The 20515-nt window shown below is 71.6% G+C and carries 18 protein-coding genes; 6 read left to right on the forward strand and 12 right to left on the reverse strand.

Annotated features, from left to right (window positions below; genetic code table 11):
- Positions 1-38: 38 nt before the first annotated feature.
- From ADL15_RS13090 to ADL15_RS13115, 6 genes are all read right to left on the reverse strand, one after another.
- A complete protein-coding gene (locus ADL15_RS13090; RefSeq protein WP_083971196.1) occupies positions 39-824 on the reverse strand; it encodes a prepilin peptidase in 786 nt (261 codons plus the stop codon).
- A 73-nt stretch (positions 825-897) separates the two neighbouring features.
- Entirely contained in the window at positions 898-1422 is a 525-nt protein-coding gene (locus ADL15_RS13095; RefSeq protein ID WP_067689012.1) for a prepilin-type N-terminal cleavage/methylation domain-containing protein, read from the reverse strand.
- A gap of 130 nt (positions 1423-1552) precedes the next feature.
- The gene (locus tag ADL15_RS13100) at positions 1553-2785 is read right to left on the reverse strand and encodes a type II secretion system F family protein (protein WP_067689013.1); all 1233 of its coding nucleotides are present in this window, start codon (positions 2783-2785) and stop codon (positions 1553-1555) included.
- 2 nt (positions 2786-2787) lie between these two features.
- A complete protein-coding gene (locus tag ADL15_RS13105) occupies positions 2788-3906 on the reverse strand; it encodes a type IV pilus twitching motility protein PilT (protein ID WP_067689016.1) in 1119 nt (372 codons plus the stop codon).
- A gap of 81 nt (positions 3907-3987) precedes the next feature.
- Complete coding sequence (locus tag ADL15_RS13110) at positions 3988-5655, reverse strand: GspE/PulE family protein (protein ID WP_067689019.1); 1668 nt, start codon at positions 5653-5655, stop codon at positions 3988-3990.
- 69 nt (positions 5656-5724) lie between these two features.
- Positions 5725-6708 (reverse strand): GlxA family transcriptional regulator, encoded by a 984-nt coding sequence (locus ADL15_RS13115; RefSeq protein WP_067689025.1) that lies wholly within the window; start codon positions 6706-6708, stop codon positions 5725-5727.
- 47 nt (positions 6709-6755) lie between these two features.
- On the opposite strand from ADL15_RS13115, the gene ADL15_RS13120 reads away from it, so the two are divergent.
- Positions 6756-8045, forward strand: a complete 1290-nt coding sequence (locus ADL15_RS13120; RefSeq protein WP_067689027.1) for an MFS transporter — start codon at positions 6756-6758, stop codon at positions 8043-8045.
- Between the two features lie 188 nt (positions 8046-8233).
- Here ADL15_RS13120 and ADL15_RS13125 read toward each other — a convergent pair whose 3' ends face one another.
- A complete protein-coding gene (locus tag ADL15_RS13125; protein ID WP_232344053.1) occupies positions 8234-8536 on the reverse strand; it encodes an STAS domain-containing protein in 303 nt (100 codons plus the stop codon).
- A 108-nt stretch (positions 8537-8644) separates the two neighbouring features.
- On the opposite strand from ADL15_RS13125, the gene fxsT reads away from it, so the two are divergent.
- Positions 8645-11065, forward strand: coding sequence for an FxSxx-COOH system tetratricopeptide repeat protein (gene fxsT, locus ADL15_RS13130; protein ID WP_067689033.1), 2421 nt, complete (start codon positions 8645-8647; stop codon positions 11063-11065).
- Between the two features lie 51 nt (positions 11066-11116).
- Here the strand turns inward: fxsT and ADL15_RS13135 are convergent, their stop codons facing one another.
- The 3 genes from ADL15_RS13135 to fxsA form a co-directional block, all read right to left on the reverse strand.
- Positions 11117-12796: a putative bifunctional diguanylate cyclase/phosphodiesterase gene (locus tag ADL15_RS13135; protein WP_067689036.1), complete on the reverse strand. Its 1680-nt coding sequence runs from the start codon at positions 12794-12796 to the stop codon at positions 11117-11119.
- 164 nt (positions 12797-12960) lie between these two features.
- Positions 12961-14394 (reverse strand): aKG-HExxH-type peptide beta-hydroxylase, encoded by a 1434-nt coding sequence (locus ADL15_RS13140; protein WP_067689039.1) that lies wholly within the window; start codon positions 14392-14394, stop codon positions 12961-12963.
- Positions 14395-14408: 14 nt separating this feature from the next.
- A complete protein-coding gene (fxsA, locus tag ADL15_RS13145; RefSeq protein ID WP_067689041.1) occupies positions 14409-14597 on the reverse strand; it encodes an FxSxx-COOH cyclophane-containing RiPP peptide in 189 nt (62 codons plus the stop codon).
- 161 nt (positions 14598-14758) lie between these two features.
- Here fxsA and ADL15_RS13150 point away from each other — a divergent pair, with 161 nt between their 5' ends.
- A complete protein-coding gene (locus ADL15_RS13150; protein WP_067689045.1) occupies positions 14759-14944 on the forward strand; it encodes a hypothetical protein in 186 nt (61 codons plus the stop codon).
- Complete coding sequence (locus ADL15_RS13155; protein WP_232344054.1) at positions 14934-15332, forward strand: hypothetical protein; 399 nt, start codon at positions 14934-14936, stop codon at positions 15330-15332. Before ADL15_RS13150 ends, ADL15_RS13155 begins: the two co-directional genes overlap by 11 nt.
- A 19-nt stretch (positions 15333-15351) precedes the next feature.
- Here the strand turns inward: ADL15_RS13155 and ADL15_RS13160 are convergent, their stop codons facing one another.
- The gene (locus tag ADL15_RS13160) at positions 15352-15636 is read right to left on the reverse strand and encodes a DUF427 domain-containing protein (protein ID WP_067689050.1); all 285 of its coding nucleotides are present in this window, start codon (positions 15634-15636) and stop codon (positions 15352-15354) included.
- A gap of 249 nt (positions 15637-15885) precedes the next feature.
- Between ADL15_RS13160 and ADL15_RS13165 the strand changes: the two genes are divergently transcribed.
- Positions 15886-16968: a hypothetical protein gene (locus ADL15_RS13165; protein ID WP_067689132.1), complete on the forward strand. Its 1083-nt coding sequence runs from the start codon at positions 15886-15888 to the stop codon at positions 16966-16968.
- Positions 16965-18383, forward strand: coding sequence for a hypothetical protein (locus tag ADL15_RS13170; RefSeq protein WP_067689052.1), 1419 nt, complete (start codon positions 16965-16967; stop codon positions 18381-18383). The genes ADL15_RS13165 and ADL15_RS13170 overlap by 4 nt, the downstream gene beginning before the upstream one ends.
- A 142-nt stretch (positions 18384-18525) precedes the next feature.
- Here ADL15_RS13170 and ADL15_RS13175 read toward each other — a convergent pair whose 3' ends face one another.
- On the reverse strand, positions 18526-20352 hold the full coding sequence (locus tag ADL15_RS13175) for a GAF domain-containing SpoIIE family protein phosphatase (protein ID WP_067689053.1): 1827 nt from the start codon (positions 20350-20352) through the stop codon (positions 18526-18528).
- Between the last annotated feature and the right edge of the window lie 163 nt (positions 20353-20515).

Below are 20515 nucleotides of genomic sequence, written 5' to 3' on the forward strand. Positions count from 1 at the left end.
GTTTCCCTTCGTGCCGCGGTTCTTACGGGGGCTATCGGTCAGTACGAGGAGGCGCTGAGCAACGTGCCGTACCAGTCACTGATCGGCACCGCGGCGAAGACCGCGAGGAAAGCGCCGGCCAGCATGTACGGCCCGAACGGGATCCGGCTCTTTCGCCCGGCGGACCGGGTGAGCAGCAGGACCGCGCCGGCCAGGCCACCGAGCAGGAAGCCGGCGAACGCGCCGATCGCCACCGCGCCCCAGCCGAGCCAGCCGAGGTAGAAGCCGAGCAGCGGGGCGAGTTTCACGTCGCCGCCGCCCATGCCCCACGCGCCGAGAAGGCGATAGAGCAGGTAGAGCAGGACCGCCGCGACCGCGCCGCGGAGCAACGCGCCCGGATCGCCGGTGAGCAGCGCGGCCGGGACGAGCAGGGCGACGGCCACCGGGTACGAGGGGAGGACGATCTTGTTCGGGAGCCGCATCACGTCCAGGTCGATCAGCGCCAGGGCGATCGCGATGGCCGCGAGGTAGAGGTAACCGGGCAGTTCCCAGGACCAGCCGAACCGGGCTGCCACCGCGACGAACAACACGGCGGTGCCGGCCTCCACCAGGGGATACCGGGCGCTGATCGGCGTTGTGCAGTCCGCGCACCGGCCGCGCAGCAGCAGCCAGCCGAGCACCGGGACGTTGTGCCGGTTGCGGATCGTGTGGCCGCAGTTCGGGCAGTGCGAGCCGGGGTGGACGAGTGACTCGTCCCGCGGCACCCGGTGGATCACGACGTTCAGGAACGAGCCGATCGCGAGACCGAGCACTCCGGCGATGACCAGCAGCGGGGCCAGTGGCATCTCGTGCTCCTCTCCGGCGGACGTGGGCGGGTGACGCCACCGTGGTGGCGCCACCCGGTCACTGCTGGGTGGATCAGGCGCCGGTGCAGGCGGTCTGGGCGACGGTGACGCCGCTGGCGGTCTTGACCGAGCCGCCGTTGACGCTCTTGTACACGTAGACCTTGCCGCTGCCGCCGGCGTTGGTCGCGCAGAGCACGTAGCTGCCGTCAGCAGTGATGTAGACGTAGGTCAGCTGGGTCTTGTCGGAGACCGTGATGGTGCCGACCACCGTGGTGCCGACCTTGAGGTCGACCTTGGTGTCGGTCACCGCGCTGGTGCCCGAGCCGCTGGTGATGCTGCTGAGCGTGCCGGCCGGGTACGCGTTGCCGTTGCTGGTGTAGTACTGCTCGATCGCACTGATGGCGCCACGCACGTCGGACTGGGCCGACTTGTCCGCCGCACCCTGGCGGTAGTTCAGGTACACCGGCACGGCGATCGCGACCAGGACGCCGATGATGACCACGACGACCAGGAGCTCGATGAGGGTGAAGCCCTCGTCGTCCTTCTTGGCGCGGAGCTCGGCCTGCTTGGCGTTCATGCGGTCGATGACGTTGTGCATGGTGGGGTGCCTCCATGGGCGAAGAGGGGTGGAGCGGGGAAGGGAGTGTCGGGCTCGGGTGCCCGGGGCGGTGCCTCCGGCCGTCGGGAGCGGCCGGGTATTTCCTCGCGTGCTTCTTCGCACGCCGGGGTCAGCTCGACTGGATGTTCTGGTAGATCGTGAACATCGGCAGGTAGAGGCAGACGACCATGCCGCCGACCACGGCGCCCATCACGAGCACCATGATCGGTTCGATCGATGCGGCCAGCGACTCGGCGGCGCTGTCGACTTCTCTGTCGTAGAAGTCGGCAACCTTGTCGAGCATCTGACTGATCTGACCGCTTTCTTCCCCTACTTCGATCATTTGCGTGACCATCGCGGGGAAAACCTTGTGATTGCGCATCGCCGAGGACATCGGCTGGCCGTTGCGCACGGTGCCCTGGATGTCCTGCATGGCGATGTTGATCACCTCGTTGCCGGTGGTCTCGCCGACCACGGCGAGGGCCTGCATGACCGGCACGCCGACGTTCAGCAGCAGGCCGAGGTTCCGGGCGTACCGGCTCATGGCGAGCTTCTGGAAGAGCTGGCCGAAGACCGGCATGCGGAGCTTGAGCTTGTCCACCTTCAGCCGGAAGTCGGCGCTGGCCCGCAGCTGCCGCTTGTAGGCGATCGCCGTGCCGAACCCGATGCTCAGCGCCAGCGGCCCGATCCACCACATGTTGTGGCTGGTCGTGACGAGGAACTGGGTGATCGCCGGCAGTTCGCCGCCGAGATTCTTGAACATGCCTTCGAAGATCGGGACGATGAAGATCAACATCGCCGCGATCAGTACGAACGTGAAGCCCAGCACGATCGCCGGATAGGTCAGCGCGCTCTTGATCTTGCCGCGGAGCGCGGTGTCCTTCTCCAGGCTGTCGGCGATCTGTTCGAGCGCCTTGTCGATCATGCCGCCGGTCTCGCCGGCCCGGATCATCGCGATCATCAGGCGCGGGAAGATCCGGTCGTGCTTGGCCATCGACGTGGAGAGCCCGTTGCCGGCCGACACGTCCGCGCCGACCTCGGCGATCGCCTTCTTCAGCGCCGGCGACGAGGTCTGCTCTTCCATGATCGACAGCGAGCGCAGCAGCGACATGCCGGACGAGGTCATGGTGGCGAACTGCCGGGCGAAGACCGCCAGTTCCTTGAGCTTGACCTTGGTGCCGAACCCGGGGATCTTCAGCTCGCGCTGCAGCCCCTGCCCGGCCTCGACCAGGCCGAGCGGCGTCTCGCCACGCTGCTTGAGCATGTGGGTGGCCGCCGCCTCGTTGGGGGCCTCGATGGTCCCCTTGGCCTTCTTGCCCGAGGCGTCGACGGTGTTGTACGCGAACGTCTTGTTGTTGGCCATCGTCAGCTCCGCCCGACGAGCCGTTTGAGCTCCTCCGGCGAGTGGCTGATCTCGGTGGCGGTCTGCATGGTGATGACGCCCTCCCGAACCTTCTCGGCCAGGTGCTGATCGAAGGCGAGCATGCCCTCGTTGCTGCCGGCCTGCATGAAGGACGGGATCTGGTGCGACTTGCCCTCCCGGATCAGACTCCGGATGGCCGGCGTCGCGGTCAGGATCTCGCAGATCACCGTCCGGCCCTTGCCGTCCGCCTTCGGCGCCAGCGCCTGGGTGATCACACCCTGGAGACTGGCCGCCAGCTGCGCTCGGATCTGCAGCTGCTGGTGCGGCGGAAAGATGTCGATCACCCGGTCGATGGTCTGGGTGGCGCTCTGCGTGTGCAGCGTCGCCAGCACCAGGTGGCCGGTCTCGGCCGCGGTCAGCGCGGTCGACGTGGTGGTCAGGTCCCGCAGCTCGCCGACCAGGATGATGTCCGGGTCCTGCCGCAGCGCGTGCTTGAGCGCGCTGGCGAAGGTCTCGGTGTCCGAGCCCACCTCGCGCTGGTTCACGATGCTGCGCTTGTGCGGGTGGAGGAACTCGATCGGGTCCTCGATGGTGATGATGTGGTCGGCGCGGCTGCGGTTGGCCAGGTCGAGGATCGAGGCCAGCGTGGTGGTCTTGCCGGACCCGGTCGGGCCGGTGACCAGCACCAGGCCGCGCGGCAGGTGGGCGAAGCGGCCCACCGACTCCGGCATGCCCAGCTCGTCCAGTGGCTTGATCTTGTGGGGGATGGCCCGGAAGACCGCGCCGCACGAGGTGCGCTGCTTGTAGAGGTTGCCGCGGAAGCGGGAGACCCCGACGATGCTGTGCGCGAAGTCCATCTCCTGCTCGCGCTGGAACGTCTCCCACTGGGCCGGGCTGACCGCGGCGTGTGCCAGCAACTCGGTGTCGGCGGCGTTCAGCTTGCCGTACCCGGGGATCGGTCCGAGCGCGCCGTCCACCCGCATCATCGGCGGTGAACCGACGGTCAGGTGCAGGTCCGAGCCGCGCGCTTCGACCAGCGTGACCAGCATCTGGTCGAGCACGGCGAGGTCGTCCGCGTTGGCGCCCGTCTCCGGTCGCACCTCGTGCTCGATCGTGTTCACTGTTCCCGCCCTTTCGTTCACGTTCCGACGCTTGTTGAATCGGCACCGAACGGACCCGGTTTAGTAGCGGATCGGGTGCCGTCAGACTGCTATTCGGGATACCTCCCGCACCGAGGTCAGACCGCCGGTCGCTTTGGCCAGGCCGTCGGCGCGCAGGTCGTACATGCCCTGGGCGACCGCCACCTCGCGGATCTCACCGGACGACGCGCGCCGGATGGTCAGCGATTCGATCTCCGGGCTGATCGGCATCACCTCGTGGATCGCGATCCGGCCCTTGTACCCGGTGTTGGCGCAGTTCCGGCAGCCCACCGGCCCGTACAGCACCTCCGGGACGGCGAGGTCCGCCAGCGGCCAGTGGGCGCCGAGCACCTCCTGCTCGGTCGGCGTGTACGCCTCCTTGCACCAGTCGCAGAGCCGTCGCGCCAGCCGCTGGGCCAGCACGCAGTCCAGCGACGAGCCGACCAGGAACGGCTCGATGCCCATCTCGGTGAGCCGGGTGACCGCGCCGGGCGCGTCGTTGGTGTGCAGCGTGGAGAGCACCAGGTGACCGGTGAGCGACGCCTCGACGGCGATCTGCGCGGTGTTGCCGTCCCGGATCTCACCGATCAGCACGACGTCCGGGTCGGACCGCAGGATGGCCGGCAGCACCGCCGCGAAGGTCAGTCCGGCCTTCGCGTTCACCTGGACCTGGTTGACGCCGCGCAGGCGGTACTCGACCGGGTCCTCGACGGTGATCACGTTGACCTCGGGCTTGCTGATCCGGCCCAGGGTGGAGTAGAGCGTCGTCGACTTGCCGGACCCGGTCGGTCCGGTGACCAGCACCATCCCGTGCGGCTTGGTGAACGACGCGGAGAACCGGTCCAGGTTGTGCTGGGTGAAGCCGAGCTTCGCGATGTCCAGGTCGATGCCGCCGGTGTCCAGCACCCGGAGCACGATCTTCTCGCCCCAGACCGTCGGCAGCGTGGCGGTACGCAGGTCGACGGTGCGGTCCCGGATCAGCGCGGTGATCCGGCCGTTCTGCGGTATCCGCTTCTCGGTGATGTCGACGCCCGACATGATCTTGATACGGGAGGTCAGCGCCGCCGTCACACCCCGCGGCACGATATCCACCTCGTGCAGCACGCCGTCGATCCGGTAACGCACCCGCATGTCGTCCTCGGTGGGCTCGAGGTGCAGGTCGGAGGCCCGGTTCATGACGGCCTGCTCGATCAGGCTGTTCACGTACCGGACGATCGGGGCGTCGTCCGCGCTGTTCTGCTGCGTGGCCATGCCGGCCGACTCGTTCAGCCCGGCGTCGGCCAGGTCGCCGAGGTCGCTGTCCTCACGCTGCAGCTTCTCGATGATCCGGCGGACCTCGCTGCGGGCCACCACGACCGGGCGGACCGTCATGCCGGTCGCCGCCCGGACGTCGTCGAGCGCCACCACGTCGGCCGGGTCGGTCACGCCGACCACCAGCTCGCCGTCGTTGATCGCCAGGCCGAGCACCCGGTGGCGCAGCACCACCGGCAGCGGGATGCGCTTGAGCGCGGTCGGGTCCGGGGTGAAGCCGACCAGGTCCAGGGTGTTGATCCCGAACGCGGCCGCCGCGGCCAGGGTCAGCTGCTCCTCGGTGACCACCTGGTCATTGATCAGAACCGCGCGTACCGGCCGGCCGCTGCGCTGTGCCTCCTCAGCCGCCGCGTCGATCGCGTGCGGATCGATGCCGATTTGCTTCAGCGCATCGAGCAGCGGTCGGAAGGTCTGATCCATGGAATCCTCAAGCGCGGCGGCACAGGCTATACACCCCTCCATCGGACATCCCGCCGCAAAACTGAGCCGCTACCCCGCGTGCCGGAACGTCCGTCGATATGCCGACGGCGCCACCCCGATCGTGGCGTGCAGGTGCTGCCGCAGCGCGGTGGCACTGCCCAGCCCGGCGCGCCGGGCCACCACGTCCACACCGAGGTCGGTCGACTCCAGCAGCAGGCGGGCGTGCTCGACCCGCTGGCGCAGCAGCCACTGCCGGGGGCTCGAGCCGGTCTCGTCGCGGAACCGGCGGGTGAACGTGCGCACGCTCATCCGGGCGTGCGCGGCCATCGCCTCCAGGGTGACCGGCTCGCTCAGCCGGTCCAGCACCCAGGCCCGGGTCGGCTCGGTGCCGGCGCCGGCCGCGGGTGGCACCGGACGTTCGATGTACTGCGCCTGGCCGCCGTCGCGCCACGGCGGCACCACGCACCGCCGGGCCGCCGCGTTGGCCACCTCGGCGCCGTGGTCGCCGCGCACGATGTGCAGGCAGAGGTCCACCCCGGCGCCCACCCCGGCCGAGGTGAGCACGTCGCCGTCGTCGACGAACAGCACGTCGAAGTCCCAGTCGACCTGCGGGTAGAGCCCGCCGATCCGTTTCGCCCAGGCCCAGTGGGTGGCGGCCGGGCGCCCGTCCAGCAGGCCGGCCGCGGCCAGCACCGAGGCGCCGGTGCAGATCGACACGATCCGGGCGCCGCGCGCGACCGCGGACAGCAGCGTGGCCCGGACCGCCTCGGGCAGGGTGCCGTCGGTGACCGGGCCGCCGGCATGGATGCCCGGGATCAGGATGGTGTCGGCCCGCTCGGCGGCGCTCAGCGGATGGTCCGGGGTGACCGAGAAGCCCGCCTCGGTGCGGACCGTGCCCTCGCCGCAGTAGAGCAGCTCGTAGAGGCGGGTGCGCTCAGGCCCGGTACGTGACGAGCCGAAGACCTGTGCGGGGACACCGAGGTCGAACGGGACCACGCCGTCCATGACCAGGATGGCGATCACATGCGGAGTCATGGCTCGATTCTTGCGCATGATGGCCTTCCGGCCACTCGTGCGGACGTGCCGAGATCAGCAGAATCATGATCGTGAGACTTCGCCTGCATCCCGCCTGGTCGGTAGCCGCGGTCGCGTTCATCGCGCTGATCGGCGCGGCCGGCTTCCGGTCCACGCCGTCCGTCATGCTCGAGCCGTTGCACAACGAGTTCGGCTGGTCCCTCGGCACGATTTCCGCCGCCGTCTCGGTGAACCTGCTGCTCTACGGCCTGACCGCGCCGTTCGCCGCGGCCCTGATGGCCAAGTTCGGCATCCGCCGGGTGGCCGCCGTCGCCCTCGGCCTGGTCGCGCTCGGCTCCGGGCTGACCGTGTGGATGAACTCCAGCTGGCAACTGCTGCTCTGCTGGGGTGTGCTGGTCGGGCTGGGCACCGGCTCGCTCGCGCTGGGCTTCGTGGCCACCATCACCGGCCGCTGGTTCGTCAAGCACCGTGGCCTGGTCACCGGCGTGCTCACGGCGGGCGGCGCCACCGGCAACCTGATCTTCCTGCCGGTGCTGTCCCGGATCGTCGAGTCGAACGGCTGGCGGACCGCGGCGATCACCGTGTCGGTGGTCGCGCTCCTGGTCGTACCGTTGATTCTCTGGCGCCTTCGGGACCACCCGGTGGACCTGGGGGTGACCGCTCTCGGCGGGGTCACCGAGGTGCCGGCCAAGCCGACCGGCAACGCCGCCCGCACCGCGCTGACCGCGCTCCGCGACGCTGCCAAGACGCGGGCGTTCTGGCTGCTCGCGGGCGGGTTCGCGATCTGCGGGGCGACCACCAACGGCCTGGTCGGCACGCACTTCATCCCGGCCGCGCACGACCACGGCATGCCGAACACCACCGCGGCGAGCCTGCTGGCCCTGGTCGGCGTCTTCGACATCGTCGGCACGATCGCCTCCGGCTGGCTCACCGACCGGGTCGACAGCCGGATCCTGCTCGGCGGCTACTACGCGCTGCGCGGCCTGTCGCTGCTGGTCCTGCCGTCGATCCTGGCCGCCACGGCGCACCCCAGCATGCTGGTCTTCATCCTGTTCTACGGCCTGGACTGGGTCGCCACCGTGCCCCCGACGGTCACCCTCTGCCGCGAGTACTTCGGCGCCGCCGGCCCGGTCGTCTTCGGCTGGGTCTTCGCCTCGCACCAGTTCGGCGCGGCGATCGCCGCCACCGCGGCGGGCCTGGTCCGCGACCAGCTCGGCACCTACACCTGGGCCTGGTACGGCGCCGGCGCCCTGGCCCTGCTCGCCTCCCTGCTGAGCCTGATGCTCTTCGCCGGCAAACACCTCAAACCGATCGCTCCGGGTCTAGGCCTGGCGATCCCCGCAGCGAAGGCCTGATCCTCACGGTCCGCCATATTCGGTACGAATACCGAGCGCCCGCCCGCAGGCTACAAGCCGAGTCCCGTGATGGTCCCGCGCGACGTCCGCGCAGCGAGCGACCGAAGCGCGCCGCAAGGTCCCGGCTGTGCCTCAGGGGTGTCTCCGCGGTGCGGAGACACCCCTGAGAGCCAGCCACAATCCGGAGGCTACGGGGTGACCTGGACCACTTCCATCAGGCCGCTGAGGACCAGGATCTGGCGGACGTTGCTGGTCGGGCGGGCCAGCTGGAAGGCGATGGCCTGGTCGCGGGCCCGTTGGAAGCCGGAGATCAGCGCGCCCAGCCCGGTCGAGTCGATGAACGCGACGTCGGCCATGTCCACCACGATCTGCTGGGGCCGGCCGGCCACCGCCTCGCTCAGCGCCACCCGCACCTGTTCGACGGTGAGCACGTCTATCTCGCCACGCAGCGAAACGGTGGTGGTGCCACCGTCGGCATCCAGGCTCGTCACTTGTTCGATCACCGGGGGGCCTTCCGTCTCGCCGGGCGCGTGCCCGCTTTGCTGTTGCGGGGGTTCCACGTACGGTAATCGGCATCACCAACACGTGAGGAGCACGGTGTGCCGATCCGTGGCGGTCTGCCGCCGCGCAATCCCCGCTTCGTAGGCCGTGAGGAACTCCTGACCCGCGTGCGTGGCCTGCTCGGCAACGGTCCGGTGGTGTTGCTGCCCAGTCCTGACCATCAACTGGGTGGTACGGGACGTACCCAGTTGGCGGTCGAGTATGCCTACCGGCACGCCGACAGCTATGACCTGGTCTGGTGGATCCCGGCCGAGCAGAACGCCGGGATGCGCGCCGCGCTCGCCGGGCTGGCCCAGAAACTCGGGCTGCCCGAGGCGCGCGACCTCAACCGCACCCTGGGCGCGGTCCGCGACGCGCTGAGCCGGGGCGAGCCCTATCGGCACTGGCTGGTCGTCTTCGAGAACGCGAACCGGCCCGAGGACATCATGCCGTACCTGCCCTCCGGCGCCGGGCACGTTCTGGTGACCAGCCGCAACCCGCGCTGGACGGCCGAGGTGGCGCAGGCCCTGCCGGTGCCGGTGTTCGACCGGGCGGACGCGCTCGACCTGCTCGGCAGCCGGGCGCCGGAGCTCTCCACCGACGACGCCGACCGGCTGGCCGAGCGGCTGGGCGACGTGCCGATCGCGCTCGACCTGGCCGCCGCGGTTCGTTCCGCGACCGGCTGGCCGGTCAGTGAATATCTGGACCGGTTCGACAGGCACTCCGCCGAGCTCGCCTTCCCCACCCCGATCCGGGTCGCCTGGGGGCTGGCCGCCGGCGCGCTCGGCGAGGCCGCACCGGCCGATCGGGTGCTGCTCGAGCTGTGCACGTTCCTGGCCAGCGCCCCGATCTCCTGGCAGCTGCTCTGGGCGGCGCGCACCCTGCCGCTGGAGCCGGAGGTGGCCCGCACCGTCCGGGTGGAGCGCCGGCTGCGGACCGCGATGCGGCGGATCGCCCGGTTCGGTCTGGCCGGGCTGGACCCGTCCGGTGAGCGGCTCACCGTGCACCCGCTGATCCGCGGCATGTCCGGCCAGGAGCTCAGCTCGGAACGGCACGCGGAGCTGCTGCGGACCGTACGCGGGATGCTCGCCGCGGCGGACCCGGGCGACCCGGACAACCCGGCCGGCTGGTACCGGTACGCCGAGCTGGCCCCGCACCTGATCCACTCCGACCTGCTCGGTGGCGACGCCGAGGAGATCCGCCAGCTGGTGATCAACTGCATCCGGTTCCACTTCGCCCGCGGCGACTACGACTCCAGCCGTGAGCTGGCCGCCTCCGCGGTGGCCCGCTGGCGCGACGCGCTGGGCGAGTCCGCCGAGCAGACCCTGCTCGCCTCGTTCCACCTGGCCAACGCGCTGCGGGCGGTGGGCCGCGCGGCCGATGCCCGCAACCTCAACCTGCAGACCCTGCGCACCCAGCGGGAGGTGTTCGGCGCCGACGACGAGGCCACCCTGGCCACTGCGAACAGCGTCGGCGGAGACCTGCGGATGCAGGGCCACTTCGGCCAGGCCCGGCAGCTCGACGCGGACAACCTGGTGCGCTACCGCAGGCTCTTCGGCGAGAGTTTCCCGACCGCGCTGCGCTGTGCCAACAACCTGGGCATCGACCTGCGGCTGATCGGCGACTTCCGGGGTGCCCGGGCGCTGGACGAGCAGACCCTGCGGCACCGGCAGGCGATCTTCGTGGACGGCCACCCGGAGACCCTGGCGTCCCGGGCCGCGCTCGCCTACGACCTGTTCGGCCTGGGCGACTACGCCGGGGTCGGCGGGGTGCTGGCCGGGCACGCCGAGCAGGTCGCGCAGGACCATCCGTTCGCGCTCTGGGCCGGGCGGCTGACCGCGATGGCGGCGCACCGGCGCGGTGATCCGGCGGCCCGGGAGCTGGCCACCGCCAATCTGGCCGCCTGCCGGCAGCGGTTCGGTGACCTGAACGTCGACACGCTGGCCACCGCGGTGTCGCTGGCCAACTGCGCCCGGGCGGCCGGTGACCTGGACGACGCGCACGAGCTGCTGGAACGCGCGGTGATCCGGTTCCACGCGGTGCTCGGCGACGAGCACCCGTTCACCCTGGCCGCCTCCGCCGGGCTGGCCGGGGTGGTGCGCGCGTCCGGCCGGTTCGCCGAGGCCCGCACCATCGACGAGGAGGTGCTCGGTGGGCTGCGGCGCAGCGTCGGCGCCGACCACCCGTTCACTTTGAGCTGCGCGAACGGTCTGGCCGGCGACCTGTTCGCGGCCGGCGAGGCGCAGCCGGCCCGGGAGCTGGCCGCGGACACCCTGCGCCGGTCGCGGGTGGTCCGCGGCGCCGACCACCCGGACACGGTGGCCTGCGCGTGGAACCTGGCGCTCGCCGACGACGACGAGGCGGCCCAGCAGCAGGCGCTGGGCGCCCTGGCCAAGGCGTACGGCGACGGCCACCCGGTGTTCCGGGTGACCGCCGCCGGCCATCGTCTGGAGACCGATATCGATCTGCCGCCGCTCTAAAAGCCATCGCCTCAGAAGCCGCCGTTCTGAAGCCGCCGCTCGGGAAGCGGATCAGCCGGCCAGCGGGATCTCCTTGTCGGCCTGCTTGTCGAGCAGCTCGGTGACGCCCAGGGCGGGCATCGGCCGGGCGAAGTGGTAGCCCTGCGCCCGGCTGCACGCCAGGTCCCGCAGCCACTCGGCCTGCGCGGCGTCCTCGACACCCTCGGCCACCGGCGCGAGGTTGAAGGTCCGCGCGATGTGCAGCACCGCCTCGGCCACCGACGCCCCGCCGCTCTCCGGCATCGCCTGCACGAACGACCGGTCGATCTTGACGACGTCCACCGGCAGCGCGCTCAGGTGACTGAGCGAGGAGAAGCCGGTGCCGAAGTCGTCGAGGGCGATCCGCACGCCGAGCGACTTCAGGTCGGTGAGCACCCGCGCCGACTCGACCAGGTCGGTTAGCGCGACCGATTCGGTCAGCTCCAGCACCAGGTGCTCCGGCTCCAGGCCGGTGCGCTCCAGCACGCCGCGGACCTCGGCGACGAGGTTCGGGTTGCTGAGCTGTGACGCGGACAGGTTGACGTTCATCTCGAAGCCGGGGAACTGCCGCTGCCAGCGGACCGCCTGCAGGCAGGCCTCCTCCAGCACCCAGCCGCCGAGCCGGGGCAGCAGGCCGAGCGACTCGGCCATCTCCAGGAACGCGATCGGCGCGACCAGGCCGCGTTCCGGGTGCTGCCAGCGGACCAGCGCCTCGACGCCGACGGTCTGCTCGCCGTCCAGGTCGACGATCGGCTGGTAGTGCACCTCGAACTGGCCCTCGTCCAGGGCACGGATGATGTCGCCCTCGGCCTTGCGGCGCTGCTCCTCCAGGGCGAACAGCGCCGGGTCGAACCGCCGGGCCGCGCCGCCGCCGTCCAGCTTGGCGCGGTGCAGGGCCTGGTCGGCCTCGCGCAGCACCAGGTCGATCCCGTCGCCGCCGGGGGTGATCGCCACGCCGGCGCTGGCCCGGACGTGCATGGTGATGCCGTCCACCTCCAGCGGCCGGTGCAGTTCGAGCAGCACCCGTTCGGCCACCGCGACCGCGGCCTGCTCGTCCTCCAGGCCGGGCAGCAGCACCACGAACTCGTCGCCGTCGAGGCGGGCCACGGTGTCGTTGGCGCGGACGTTCGCGGCGAGCCGCTCGGCCGCGGCGCGCAGCAGGTTGTCGCCGACCTCGTGACCGTGCAGGTCGTTCAGCTCGCGGAAGCCGTCCAGGTCGACCACGATCACCGCGGTCATCGTCCGGCTCGCCTCGGCCAGCACGTGCTCGGCCCGCTCCAGGAACATCTTGCGGTTGCCGACCCCGGTCAGCGGGTCGCGGAAGGCCTGCCGGGCCAGCAGCGCGCGCTGCGCGGTCAGATCGTGGATGATCGCGACGTCGGTGCCGGCCCCGGACCAGCGGCGGACCAGCACGGCCACGGCCATCCCGAGGAGCAGCCAGATCGCGCCCGGCGCCAGTTCGCCCTGGACGTGCCGGATGCCGCTCACGGTCAGCGCCGCGGCGGTCGGCGCGAAGCGCACCAGCGGCCGATCCGGCGCCACCAGCAGCATGGCCAAGCCGAGGCAGAGGGCCGCGGCCAGTGGCACCAGCCGAGCCGTCAGCGTCGGGTCCGCAGCGTTCGCCGCGGGCCACACCAGCAGTACCAGCGAAGCCAAGACAACGACGTCGTCGACGACGCGCCGCATCCGGTCCAACAGTGCTCTGCGAGCCACGATCCACCTCCGGCCGCTCAGATCGGTCCGGTCGCGGCGGGGTTGAGTGATAGGACCCGGGTTTCGGTCCCGCAACCTGCCTCAAAGCAGCAGGTCAACCGACTTGCAACCGGACATCGACGATGCGCGTTCCGCTGCACGTGCACACGGCGTCCGCGGTCCGCTCAGGCCGAGAGCCAGGCCGCCAGGGCCGCGAGGTCCGCTTCGGGCACGGCCAGCGACGCGGCCCGGACCAGCTCCGGCCGGCGGCGCAGGGCGAGATGCGGCGAGACGAGGGCCAGGCCGCTCCAGACCGTCTCCCCATCAAGATCCAGACCTGTTTCGTACGATCGGAGCGCGCTCGTCCACCGCCCGTCCAGGCAGGCCAGCTCACCGTCCGGCGCGTCGGCCGGCCGGTCGCCGCGCAACACCGCCCGGATCAGGCGCAGCCGGGCGCTCGGCCGGGCCGCCGGCGCGGTCGCGGTCACCGTGGAGTCCACCGCGGGCGCCGGGTGCCCGGCCCGCCACGCCCCGGCCAGGGCGGTGACGTCGTCCGGGGCGACGGCCAGGTTCCGCAGTCGCCAGCGGGCCCGGTGATCGGCCCGGGCCAGGCCGGCGAGGCGCACCACCTCGGTGTCGACCGGCTCGGTCAGCCAGGGTTCGACCTCGTCCCGCAGCGCGGTCACCAGCCGGGCCCCGGCCGGGGTCAGCGCGCCGCCGGCGAGCAACTCCCCGGCGGTCTCGTACACGGCCACCCGCCAGCGGGCGAACTCGAACGCCGCCTCGGTCCCGCCGGCGCCCCGGGCGAGTTCGGCGCGCCAGAACCGGGTCACGGCCAGGAACGCGTAGACCCCGTGCAGAACGCCGTAGGCGGGTCGGGGGTCCTCGCGCCACGGCGAGTACCGCAGCCCCGCACCCGGCTCGACCAGCTCGAACAGGCCGTGCACCGCGTTCAGGACGCTGTGCTGGGTCTCGTGCAGCAGGGCCACCGCGAGCCCGGCACCGGTGACCGGCGCGGACATCGCGATCGCGCCGAACGCCTCCGCCGACGTCGCGCTCACCCCCTCGGCGAGCGGATCCGGCCGGGCCGGGACGATCACCCGCAGCACCTCGGTGAGCAGGCCGGCCGCCGCCGGGTGCCGGGTGACCAGGATCCGCCAGGCCGCGTCCAGGCCGGCCCGCCAGTGCGCGACCTCGCCGGGGGCGAGCGGGCCGGTCGGCGCCAGGCCGAGCAGGTGCCGGAACGGGGTGCTGTCGTCCAGGCGGACCGCCAGCGCGCGCCCGGCGTGCGTGACGGTGAGTGGGTGCCCGGCCGGTGCCGGGAGGTCACCGAGCGCGTTCGCCCAGCCGGGTGCACGCTCGGAGGACACGGTGGCCAGGACGCGGGCCGCCCACAGGCCGGTCATCGGGTCGGCAGCGCGCGTACCGAAGGCGGCCGCGGTCATCGTGCCGGACCGTACGTACCAAACAGGGTTGTCAGGAACCGCGCGCCGCAGCTGCAGCAAGAGGAGCAGATGGCGGCTCAGCTGCGCTCTGCGCAGCAGGCCGAGAGTGCCGGACGAGGGCCGGCCGGCGCCGAGGTCGGCGAGGTCGGCGTCGGCGATCCGGAACGGGCGCAACGGGAACCGGCCGGTCAGAGCGCCGAGTTGAAGCCGGCGATCTGCTCGCTCGGGCCGGCCAGGTCGTCGGCGAGGCGGCGCAAGCAGTGGGTCAGCGCGGAGTCGTCGCGGGCGACCAGCTCGGCGAGGGTGGAGTCGGAGACGTCGATCATCGCGGATCGCCACTCCGGCGTGGGTCCGTCGTCCGGCTGACTCGTCTCCACGGCACCCCCTCGATCGTGGTCGTCGATGCGTTGCCTGAAGGTTACGACGGTCGTCGGGTCGAGTGAGCGCCGGGAGTCGCTACGGTGGGTGCTCGCGAGAGTGGCGTGGCCGTGATCTCATGGGACGTCAACATCGCAAGTCGGTAACGGAGGGCTAAAACGTGCTGGGTGGAGATCTGGACGCCGGTGGGGCGGCGGATGCGGTCGAGGCGGCCGAGTTGGCCGAAGCCGAGGCTCCGGTGATGCCGGCGGCACCGCCGTTCCCGTCCTTCGCGGCCGTTCCCACGCTGTCGCACCAGGTGCCGGGCAACGGCTTCGAGAGTGGGAGGGACAGCCGTGCACGCTGAACCGGGCCCCCGGCCACGCCTGCCGCAGCGCGGGCCTGCGCCGCTGGTCGAGCAGATGGACAACGCCGAGCTGGCCCGGATGGTCGAGGCCGAGCACCCCTATCGCGGCCGGGCGCTCTTCGAGCTCAACGACCGGGTGGCGACCGACGACGACGCGGTCACCAAGGTGGCGATGCTGACCCGGCTCACCTCGCTGCGCCGGGCGCGGCTCTTCGACCGGGTGTCGCTGGCCTGGTCGGCGATCATCGCGCTGCTGGCCGCGGAGACGACAAACGCCCGGACCGAGGCGTATGCCGCCTTCCGGGCGCTGGATCCCGAGGAGCAGCGCGACATGCTGGACTATCTCGAGGTCACCGCGATCGAGGAGGCCCATCCGCGCATCGCGTGAATGGGCCTCGCGAATGGGACTAGATCTCCACCTTCACGTCTTTGCGGAAGGCCACGCGGTCGCGGACCGCTGACGCGTCCGGTTTCGGGTCCGGGTAGTACCAGGCGGCGTCCGCCGCCGTCTGTCCCTCGGCTCGCAGCGTGTAGTACGACGCCTTGCCCTTCCAGGGGCAGACGGTGTGCGTGTCGGAGGGGATGAGCACGTCCTCGCGCACCGAGGCTCGCGGGAAGTAGGTATTCCCCTCGAGCACCACGGTGTCTTCGCTCTCCGCGATCACTTCGTCGTTCCAGATGGCCTTCGGCATGTCCCGAACCTAGCGCGCCGTCGGGTTTGTGACTGATATGCGCGTTTTATTCACCTCTCGCGGGTGAAACGTGGTGCGATTGCCGCCGCCGGGTACAAAGATCTACAGTCTCATTCTGTTCAGCCCCTCGTTCGGTCCCTCGTTCAGCCCTTTTGTTCAGCCCTGACTCGATCCCCGAAGCCCCGACTCGATCTCTCCGTAGTCCTGACTCGATCTCCCCGTAGTCCTGACGTGATCGGAACGGCTCTGATGACCCGGCTTGACCAGCTGCGCGGCCCTGCCAACAAGGCCAAGCGCCACAACGCGCGGACGATCTCCGCCCTGACCGGCAATCCGGGCTGCGACCGGCGCGCCGTGCTGGACGCGGCCGGCATCGACAAGGTGAAACTCGCCGAGGTGATCGGCTTTCCGGGCCGCTTCGGCCAGTCCCGGTTCGCGCTGACCCGGGGCAACGCGTTCGAGGCGCGGCTGAAGGCCGACGACTGCGCGCTGCTGCGCTCGGTGCTCGGCGCCGGCGACGCCGAGCTCGGGTACCAGGACCTCGGCGCGGACTCCGACGACACGCTGGGGGACCGGCACGACCGTACGGTGAAACTGCTCGCCGAGGCGAAGGCGGCGCTCATCGACCACCCGCTGCTCACCCTCGAGGTGGCCGGGCAGACCGTCTACCTCGAGCCGGACCTGGTGGCCTACGCGCACCACGGCCGCCTGCAGGTCGTCGAGATCAAGTCGTTCGCGATCGTCGACGGGCAGGCGGAGAGCGCCAAGGTCTCCGCGGCCGCGACCCAGGCTGCCGTCTACGTGCTCGCGCTGCGCGACCTGCTCGGCCGGCTCGGCATGGACCCGCTGCTGGTCGACCACGAGGTGGTGCTGGTCTGCCCGGAGAACTTCGCGATGCGCCCGATGGCGGTCAAGCTGGACGTCCGCAAGCAGCTCTCCACCCTGCGCCGGCAGCTGTCCCGGCTGGCCTCGGTCGGCGAACTGATCGACGCGCTGCCGCCCGGGCTGACGTTCGACCTGGCCCGGCCGGCCGAGGAGCTGACCGCGTCACTCGGCGAGGTGACGCCGCGGTATGCCCCGGAGTGCCTCTCCACCTGCGAACTCTCGATGTTCTGCCGGGACGAGGCGACCGGGACGACCGGGTCGCTGGGCCGGCCGGTGCGGGAGGCGCTGGGCGGGATCGAGAGCGTGCACGAGGTGCTGGCCCTCGCCTCCGGATCGCAGGAACCGACCCCTGACCAGGCCGAATCCGCCGCGCTGCTGCGGACCGCGCTGCGGTTGCGGGAGGAAGCACTCGGGACGGCCGCCTCTCTCGGGACGGCCGTTTCTTGAGCACGCTCACCGCGCTCGCCCGGGCGCAGGCCGTTGCGTCCGGCCGGGCGCAGCCGATCGCCACCGTGCGCCACCTGCACGTGCACGACCACCCGATGGTGCTGGTCCCGCTCGCGATGGCCGGCGAGGCGAACGCGCCGCTGGCCGCGCTGGCCGGCACCGACCCGGCCAAACCGGAACTGCTCGTGGTCACCCAGCCCCGGGACCGCAACGAGCGGTTCGCCTTCGCCGACCGGCTGGCCCAGCTGCTCGTCGCGTACGTCGACGGGTTCGCCGACGCCACCGAGGACATCCCGATCGACCGGGGCAAGGACGTCCGCACCCGGTACGCCGACGCGCCACAGCTCTGGGTGCCGAACCCGGGCGGCATCGACTTCCTGCGCCTGTTCGGGCGGTCCACCCGGTTCCGGACCGTGGACGGCGAGCACCCGGTGCCGGCCGGTGTGCCGATGCTCGGCCGGTGGCTCACGTTCTTCGCCACCAGCGCCGAGGTGCCCGGCTCGGCGCTGCTGCTCAACGCGGTCCAGGCGCTCGGGCTGCACTGGGCGACCGGGCAGAGCGGGGCCGAGGATGCTCAGCTCGGCGTACTCCTGGCCTGGATCGAATCGGGCGCGGAAGCGGCCCGGGAGGTGGAGAACGGTCCGGTTGCCGGGCCGGACACCGATCCGGACTTCGACAACCGGGTGCTGGCGCCGCTGATCGAGCGCAACGCGCCGGAACTGCCCGAGGTGCTGCGCGAGCTGATGCTGCCCACCTGGGACCGGATGTGGCGGACCATGACCCTGCTGCGCCGGCTGCCGGTCGGGGAGCGGGTGGCGACGCGGTGGGACTCGGACAAGGACGTCTACACGGCGTTCGCCCAGCACGTGGCGGAGGGCGGCGCGCCCCAGCCCCGGCGGGACGGCGCGGTCGCCGCGGCCGCGCGGCTGCAGCGGCTGGAGAGCGCGGCCTCCCGGTATGCGGTGCAGCGGGCCTTCGACGACCCGCTGGTGCTGGCCGAGTACCGGCTGGCCGGTGCGGCGTTCGCCGGGACGGTGACGCTCGCGGCGCCGGACCGGATCGACGACAGCGGCAAACGGCCGGTGCTGCGGCCCCGGATCATGGTGCGGACCGCGGAGGTGGTCCGGGTGGAGCCGGGTACGTCGCTGACCTCACCGTCGCGGCCCGGTCAGAAGGCGCGTGTGGTGTCGGTCGCGCCGGCCGGGGTGGCGGGGGAGTCCGACGTGCTGCTGGAGCTGTCCGGAGGGATGGGGCGCAAGCTGGTCGCCGAGCCGGGAAGTGTGCCCGCGGTGGGCGAGCGGCTGATGCTGACCACGCTGAGCGAGGAGTTCCGGCGGAGCGGCGCGCTGCCGGACCCGGCGGAGACGCCGTGGACGCATGGCGGACCACCGGTGCTCGCCGAGCCACCCCTCTGATCGGCCGCTGTCTCCCCGGCCGCTGTCTCCCCGGCCGTGATCTCCCCGGTCCTATCTCCCCGGCGGCCTTGATCTTGCTGGCGGCCTTGATTCACTGCGGTCCTGCCTGTTGCCTTGATCGACTGCGGGCTCGCGCGGCGCCTCAGCCGGGACCTACCTCGCCGGTCAGACGGACCAGCAGCAGGGCGATGTCGTCGCTGCGGCGCGGGGCAACCTCCAGCAACCGGGCGCACAGCTCGTCACCCGGATAGACCGCGCTGGTCCGGAGCACCTCGGCGAGCCGGGCCACCCCGTCGTCCAGCAGCTGCTCCCGGTCCTCGACCAGGCCGTCGGTGTAGAGCAACAGCGTGGAACCGGGCGGCACGTACCGGACCGTGGACGTGCGCGCCTGGTGCGGCGGCAGCCCGAGCAGCGGCTCCGGCGGGATCCACCAGACCTGCACCCGGCCGTCCGGCAGGAGCAGCAGCGGCGGCGGGTGGCCGGCGTTGGCGAAACTGATCGAATACCCCGACCAGGACTGCCGGACCCGGGCCAGCACCGCGGTCGCCGAGGCCGGCACCCGCAGTCCGCACAGCGCCTGGTCCAGCTGGGTGAGCAGGACGCCGGGCTCGTCGTCCCGCCCGTACGCGTTCCCCCGCACCAGGTTCCGCAACTGCCCCATGGTCGCGGCGGCCTCGATGTCGTGCCCGGACACGTCGCCGACCGCGACCATCACGCTGCCGTCCGGCTGGGCGAACGCGTCGTACCAGTCACCACCGACCGCGGCCCCGTCCTGCGCCGGCAGATAGCGGGCGTGCAGCTCCACCCCGGGCAGCTGCGGCAGCTCGGTGAGCAGGCTGCGCTGCAGCACCTCGGCGACGTGCCGCTGCTCCCGGTAGAGCCGGCTGTTCTCCACCGCCAGCCCGGCCCGGCGGCCGATCTCCGCGGCGATGCGTTCGTCGGCGGCGCTGAACGGCGCCCGGTCCGGCCCGTTGACCAGCAGCACCGCGCCCAGCACCAGCCGATGCACCGGCGAGATGATCGGCGCGACCATCAACGAGCCGAGCCCGGCCGCCATCGCGAGCTCCGCGATCTCGGCGTCGGTGAGCTGGTCGCGCAGCTTCGCCGAGCCGTCGACCCGGCGCACCGGATAACCGCCGTCCCGCCGGGTCGCCCGCATGATCGCCTCAAGGTCGGTACGTGAGCGAGCCGCCAGAGTCGCCAGCCGGGCCATGTCGGCCGCCCGCCCGGGATCCCGGTGCGCCGCGCTGACCTGCGGCGCGCCCTTCGGCTCGTCGGCGTACGTCACCACGCACCAGTCGGCCAGCTGCGCCGTGACGATCCGCCCGAGCCGGCGCATCGCCTCGTCCAGGTCCATCGTCGCGGCCAGCGACTCGGTCAGGTCGGTGAGCAGTGCCAGCTGGTGGTGGGCGGACTCGGCGGCCCGGCGGCTCTCCTCGGCCGTGGCCCGGGCGATCCGCAGGCACACCTCCGACGAGCAGACCTCGGCCAGCTCGGTGAGCAGCGTGATCTCGCTCGGTGTCCACTCCCGGGGCTCGTGGTCCACGGCGCCCAGCGCGCCCACCACCAGCCCGTCCGGGTCGGTGATCGGCACTCCGGCGTACGAGATCGCGCTGAGCTGCTCGATCGACGGGTTGCCGCGGGTCCGCGGGTCCATCCGGACATCCGGAATGATCAGCATCTCGCCGGCCACCACCACGTGCCGGCTGAACGAGTGGGTCAGCGGCATGGTGCGCTCGCTGGCGATCGGCTCGGGCATGCCGACCTGGCCGACCAGGAACTGATGCTCGGCGTCCACCAGGCAGACCACCCCGAGCGGGGCGTCCACCAGCATGCGGACCAGCATCGCCACCCGGTCGAACGCCTCGTCCGGCCCGGCGCCGCCCAGCCGCCGCACCGAACGCAGGCGCACCGGATCAGCGAGCACACTCTGCTCGGCGTCGCCGATGACGTCCCACTGCAGCACCATCGCCCCCCGGCCGGTCGCCTGTCAGGCTACCGGCGCGCGGCCCATCAGAACCCGCACGTCAGCGACCCGATCATCCGTTTCCGCTAGCCCGATCGGTCACCCTTTCCCCCTCATCCGTGCCATTCCCGCAGCTCAGCCCCCTCCCGCACCCCCACCCTCACCG

Source organism: Actinoplanes awajinensis subsp. mycoplanecinus, from assembly GCF_001509495.1.
GTDB classification, from domain to species: Bacteria; Actinomycetota; Actinomycetes; order Mycobacteriales; family Micromonosporaceae; genus Actinoplanes; species Actinoplanes palleronii.

Coding starts and splice junctions, on each gene's coding strand:
- ADL15_RS13090 (WP_083971196.1), bottom strand. CDS start 824: ATGCCACTGGCCCCGCTGCTGGTCATCGCCGGAGTGCTCGGTCTCGCG.
- ADL15_RS13095 (WP_067689012.1), bottom strand. CDS start 1,422: ATGCACAACGTCATCGACCGCATGAACGCCAAGCAGGCCGAGCTCCGC.
- ADL15_RS13100 (WP_067689013.1), bottom strand. CDS start 2,785: ATGGCCAACAACAAGACGTTCGCGTACAACACCGTCGACGCCTCGGGC.
- ADL15_RS13110 (WP_067689019.1), bottom strand. CDS start 5,655: ATGGATCAGACCTTCCGACCGCTGCTCGATGCGCTGAAGCAAATCGGC.
- ADL15_RS13115 (WP_067689025.1), bottom strand. CDS start 6,708: ATGCGCAAGAATCGAGCCATGACTCCGCATGTGATCGCCATCCTGGTC.
- ADL15_RS13120 (WP_067689027.1), top strand. CDS start 6,756: ATGATCGTGAGACTTCGCCTGCATCCCGCCTGGTCGGTAGCCGCGGTC.
- ADL15_RS13160 (WP_067689050.1), bottom strand. CDS start 15,636: ATGCCGAAGGCCATCTGGAACGACGAAGTGATCGCGGAGAGCGAAGAC.
- ADL15_RS13165 (WP_067689132.1), top strand. CDS start 15,886: ATGACCCGGCTTGACCAGCTGCGCGGCCCTGCCAACAAGGCCAAGCGC.
- ADL15_RS13175 (WP_067689053.1), bottom strand. CDS start 20,352: ATGGTGCTGCAGTGGGACGTCATCGGCGACGCCGAGCAGAGTGTGCTC.